General features: G+C 59.1%; 2 protein-coding genes and 3 pseudogenes. 1 reads left to right on the forward strand and 4 read right to left on the reverse strand.

All coding sequences use genetic code 11. The features are described from left to right. Positions 1-157: 157 nt before the first annotated feature. Positions 158-373: pseudogene (locus tag GEV05_30635) on the forward strand (hypothetical protein). A gap of 644 nt (positions 374-1,017) precedes the next feature. Here the strand turns inward: GEV05_30635 and GEV05_30640 are convergent. The 4 genes and pseudogenes from GEV05_30640 to GEV05_30655 all read right to left on the reverse strand — a co-directional run bounded on the left by GEV05_30640 (position 1,018) and on the right by GEV05_30655 (position 3,838). Beyond that, positions 1,018-1,897 (reverse strand): annotated as a pseudogene (locus GEV05_30640) (nucleotidyl transferase AbiEii/AbiGii toxin family protein). Continuing rightward, positions 1,890-2,513: a transcriptional regulator gene (locus tag GEV05_30645; protein ID MPZ47638.1), complete on the reverse strand. Its 624-nt coding sequence runs from the start codon at positions 2,511-2,513 to the stop codon at positions 1,890-1,892. The pseudogene GEV05_30640 and the gene GEV05_30645 overlap by 8 nt, the downstream one beginning before the upstream one ends. 55 nt (positions 2,514-2,568) lie before the next feature. Continuing rightward, positions 2,569-3,048, reverse strand: a pseudogene (locus GEV05_30650) (tripartite tricarboxylate transporter substrate binding protein). Between the two features lie 34 nt (positions 3,049-3,082). Next, the gene (locus GEV05_30655) at positions 3,083-3,838 is read right to left on the reverse strand and encodes an SDR family oxidoreductase (protein MPZ47639.1); all 756 of its coding nucleotides are present in this window, start codon (positions 3,836-3,838) and stop codon (positions 3,083-3,085) included. Between the last annotated feature and the right edge of the window lie 451 nt (positions 3,839-4,289).

Genomic DNA, 4,289 nt, shown 5'->3' on the forward strand with positions numbered 1-4,289 from the left:
AAGCCGGGTTTTGTCATTTTTGTCCAGTGTCGCGCGTACGCAATGCCGGCGACTTACCCAACCGACCACATTTCGAGAGGAATGACCAGTGAAATCGGAAATGGAAGTGAAGGTAAAGTACGGCACCTGGGGAGCTATTGGGGGCGCAGGCATCGCGATGGTCATCGGTTTTGTCTGGGGTGGATGGACAACCTCCTCGACGACCCAGAAAATGAGTGAAGAAGCGGTTCAGACGACCCGAGCGGCGATCTGCGTTGCACAATTCAAGCAGGACCCGAACTACGAAGCCAAACTCAAAGAATTCGGCGGAATGGATAGCTACAAGCGATCCGACTACGTTCAAACTGGGGGCTGGGACAAAATGCCTGACCAGGAACAAGGGACTTGGGGTGTCTCGAGTGCATGTGTCGCGGGAATTGAAGGCCTCGCCAAAGGGGAAGCTTCTCCTGCAGGCTAAGCTTCTCCTGCCGAATCACTATTTGCCTTGAGTTCCGCGGGGGGTCATCGGATCAGCGGGTGCGGAGACGTGCTGCACGCGCTTGCCGCCACGACCTGCCGCTGACTCATCCTGTTGGCGCTAGTGCAAAAGAATTCCGACGGTCACAAGGTCGGTGCGCCGAAGGACAGGCATCGAGGATCGAGAACGATCGGCACTCCTGCATGGGCGAGCTTTCGAGATGTATCGAGATCTATCGCGTCCCGCAGAGCGCCTTGATAGCGTCAACGAACTCTTCGTCGTTCGCGATGGCCCCAGACATGCCGCCGGCATCAAACGACCTAACGCATTGTCTCCCAATACCTTTCATCGAATTCTTTTACCGTCATGCGGAATTTCTGATGTCGTGCGAGTATCGTGATACCAGGCTGGCGTTACAAAGTCATCGCGCATGAGGAAAGCCGCAGTTGCCCACCCTGCTGGTTCGCCTTGTGGTCTAGAAGCACCCGGCCAGCCCTTCTTGTCTCCAGCAGCAGATCGATCCGTCCGTGCATGACTTGCCCGTTTCGAATTGCGGTCCATCACGGCAGCCGACCGCCCGTGCGCTGCAGCGCCTGCCGCGCGTGCGGCATCAGGAAACCAGCGAGATCAGCAACGATTACTTCGAGGGACGGTACTTCTGCAGCTAGGTCCCTGGCGAACGACGCCCACTGACGCCGTTTTGTCGCCTCAGTGGAGAAGGCCGGCGTCAACGCGTCGGGCACTTCTTCCGGGATAGCGGTTCGGCGCCGCTCAAATGTCGCAGCAATGGCGCGGCTCAGGCGCTCTGCGTCAAACGCATAACTTCGACTCAATATCCAGATGTCGTAGTAGTCCTTCATGGGACTGTTGGCAAGACCGAGCAAGACCATTACCTGAAATTTTTCCGCTACAACCGTTTCCCGCGGGTACACGCGCAGGCGGGGTGCGGGAAGATCTAGCATTACCGGCAGGTTGATTTCCTCGACCCCTGGTTCGATCGCGTCGCCAAATCCGATATCGATGACGATCGTAATCCGCGCGCCGGCCAGCCGCGCCGTCGTACGCAGGCGAAGCCCGCCATATTCAAGTTCCTCCCGTATCAGCTCAACCCGCAACGCATCGACGTCAAATAGGATGCCGTCGTTCTCCTCGATGGCGCAGATTTCCTTGAATACGGCGAGCATCGGCTCGGGCGCTGGATCGCCGTAGCCGAGAAGATCCACGTCGCGTAGGACGATGTGAATCGTCGAACCATGTCGTTATCAGCTTTGCTCCCTTGAGAACGAAGCGATCGCGGCGCGGCGTAGTGCTGAGGCGATAGAGCAGCCGCTCGGTCGCGTAACGCGTGAGGAGCAGATCGAACGCCTGTCCCTTCTCGCGCGCAAGGGTCAGCAGACGAGCTCGAACTGACGCCCCCATGTCACGGGGTGATCTAGCCATCGGTGGTCAACGCACTCACGTACGGTTCCATGGTTTTCCAGACCCGTGCGTCGCTGGCATATCGGGCAATCTGCGCAGGCGTGGCTTTGCGTTTTCGGAGTGCCTCCCGCAGGCCTTCGAGGGCGACGTTGATACCGACGGTGCGGCGATAGCGAAAGAGATCGGCAATGGTCTTGGCGACTCCGAAAATCGGCACGTCGACGCCGTCGATGACGTGCCGCTCGACGCCGTTTTGTAGGTAGTTGTTTGGGAAATGAGCGAAGCGAGCAGGCGGGTATCGGAAGCGCGGACGCCAGTCTTTTGGTCCGATGGCAATCCATACCTTTGCCGGTATTTGATCGGTCAGTTCGTGATAGGCCAGAGCCGAGGTGAGACAGATAACGCCGTTCGGCACGAGCTTCGCCGCTTCGGCCAGGGTGTGATGCGCGTCGATCGATGCATCCGGAAGCTGATACAGCCCGCGTGCGAGACGGACGATCGCACCTTCGCGTTCAAGCCGGGATACGGTGGATGCGGTAACGCCCTCCGCGATCAGTTCGCTTAGGCGCGCCATTCCTTTGGACTTCAGAGATGCGAACGCGCGTTCTCGCTGGGTATTTGGAATGCTGCGAGTCATGAGATACAAATCCTCGGTTAGTGACGAATATTAACCGATGTTTTGTATCCACTTCCCAGCTATTAGATTGATATGCGCGAATGTACTTGCCGAACTCTTCGCGCGTACTCGCCACGAGTTCGAATCCCTGAGGAAGCAAACGCTCCTTCATCGCCGGTTGCACGAGCACAGCCGTCAGATCCCTGTGCAGCCGCTCCAGCACCGATCGCGGGGTTCCCGCGGGCGCCATGAACCCGTACCACTGGATCGACTCGAAACCCGCAACGCCGGCCTCGCTAACCGTCTGCAGATCCGGCAAGGTCGGCGAGCGCCGCGCTCCCGTGACCGCGAGAGCCCGCACTCGCCCCGCTTTGATGTGCGGCATGCTCGCCGGCAAGCTTCCGATGTACAGCGCGACCTGCCCGGCAACGACGTCGGTAAGCGCCGGGGCCGCGCCCTTGTACGGGATGTGATTCATGCTCACCTGGGTCATCAGCTTGAATAGCTCGACGGAGAGGTGAGGCGAGCTGCCGGAGCCGGCCGAGGCGTAGTTGTACTGAGGACGGTATCGTGTTTCGTGTCCATGCGGCTTAGAAAGCGTACTTTCTCAGCCCGCCATCCACCGGCATGACCGTGCCGGTGATGTAGCCCGCGACGGGTGATGCGAGAAACACCGCAAGAGCAGCGAGCTCCTCGGGTTCGCCATAGCGGCCCATCGGTATTTCCTCGGCGGACTGCTTCGCACGAAACTCCGGAGAATACTTGCGGCGAATCTGCTCGCTCATGATGCGGCCGGGCGCGATCGAGTTGATGGTGATTCCGTAAGGCCCTATGACGCGCGAAAGGCCTTTGGCCCACGCGTGGATCGCGGCCTTGGCCGCATTGGCAGTGATCAGGCTTTCGGGCTCGGACTTGCCGGTGATGTTGATCACGCGACCCCAGCCGTTCTTCATCATGTCCGGCAGGACGGCGTGCGTGAGCTGACGCAGACGCACGAAGTTGAGTCGCATCGACTCTTCCCACGGCTCTTCACCGGCGTCGATGGCAATGGCCGGGTGGCTGCCGCCCGCCGAGTTCACCAGGATGTCGATCCGGCCGAGCGCTTGGGCCGCCGCACTTGCGAGTCGTTCGGGCGCGCGGTCTTCCATCAGATCGGCGACGACGATCTCCGGCCGCGGATGCTTATCCTTGACGATCCGCGCGGACAGCTCGTCGAGCAGATTGCGCCGGCGCGCCACGACGCAGACACGAACCCCTTCCGACGCAAGCCCTCGAGCGATCGCATGGCCGATGCCCATGCTCGCTCCCGTGACGAGCGCCGTCTTGTCCTTCAGTTGCAAGTCCATATCGTCCTCCCGAAAAATCGGCAAACAGAATACGCTTTGTTGCCCCTGGGCGCTTTTGCCGCACATCGACCCGATCTTGCGAGGCAAATCATTCAGATGAGCAATGCGAGAGCAAAATTGCCGATAGGTGCCGATAGTCTTCGATAGTCCGAGAAAGACCCCTACTCCCACTCGATCATCAACGGCGCCTCCAAACCATTGTCCTACCGCGTGTCTTGTTCTGCGAGTAGATCTTTTACCGTCAGATTTACCGTCAATTGCATTGGCATACCCGAAAACCGCATTTACCATCTATCGACATCTACCGAGGACGATCGGCACTCCTGCTGGGAGACCTTTCGAGATGTATCGAGGTCTACCGCATCACGCAGCACTTCCATAGCGTATCAATGAGCCCTTTCGTCGTTCGCGAAGGCAACCAGAAAAGCGCCGGTATCAAATGATCTAAGGT

The organism is Betaproteobacteria bacterium (genome assembly GCA_009377585.1).
Classification (GTDB): domain Bacteria; phylum Pseudomonadota; class Gammaproteobacteria; order Burkholderiales; family WYBJ01; genus WYBJ01.

Coding starts and splice junctions, on each gene's coding strand:
- GEV05_30645 (MPZ47638.1), bottom strand. CDS start 2,513: ATGACTCGCAGCATTCCAAATACCCAGCGAGAACGCGCGTTCGCATCT.
- GEV05_30655 (MPZ47639.1), bottom strand. CDS start 3,838: ATGGACTTGCAACTGAAGGACAAGACGGCGCTCGTCACGGGAGCGAGC.